The 784-nt window shown below is 43.1% G+C and carries 1 pseudogene; it reads left to right on the forward strand.

Annotated features, from left to right (window positions below):
- Positions 1-784 (forward strand): annotated as a pseudogene (locus A7P55_RS18490) (hypothetical protein); the annotation flags it as partial.

A 784-nucleotide genomic window follows, 5' to 3' on the forward strand; every position in this document is an offset into this window, starting at 1 on the left:
ACATTGGTGGTACAAATTCGAACACGATTGACGGTGCGATCACGAGTGTAAAAAGCACAGCAGATGCAGCTAAAACGGCAGTAGACAAAGGCATCAACTTTGGTGGCACGACAGGCAAGAACAACTATGCCTTGGGCAGTGATATCAATGTAAAAGGCGACAGCAACATCACCAGCACAACAGTTGCAGGCGGTGTACAACTGGGCTTAGCAAACAACATTACCATTGGTAGTGGTGCTGGAACGAATCCTGTTACGATTAACGGTACAGCAGGTACAGTTAGTGGATTAACGAATAAGGCTTGGAGTGGTACAGCCACAACTGGTCAAGCAGCAACAGAAGATCAATTAAAAATCGTAAGTGATGTTGCAAGTAACGCAAATAAAGGTTGGAAAGTTAACACTGGCTCTACGACTGGTGGAACTGTATCTGGTAATGCTTCAACACAGGTTTCTCCAGACCAAGAAGTGAAGTTTATTGCGGGTAAGAATGTAGCAATTACACAAAATGGTAAGGATATCACCGTTGCAACCAGTGATAACCCTAACTTTACGTCTGTTACAGCAGGTAATAGCAAATTAGATAACAGTGGTTTAGTTATTAAAGATGCAACTGGCGGTCTTAATGTAAGTAAAGATGGTGTCAAATTTGTTGATGCAGATGGTGTGACACAAACAACGAATACACCAAGTCTTAATAAGACAGGCATCAATGCAGGTAACAACAAGATCAGCAATGTTGCGAATGGCGCGGTGACAGCGGCATCGAAAGAGGCAGTTAATGG

Source organism: Acinetobacter sp. Ac_5812 (assembly GCF_013072695.1).
In the GTDB taxonomy this organism is placed as follows: Bacteria; Pseudomonadota; Gammaproteobacteria; order Pseudomonadales; family Moraxellaceae; genus Acinetobacter.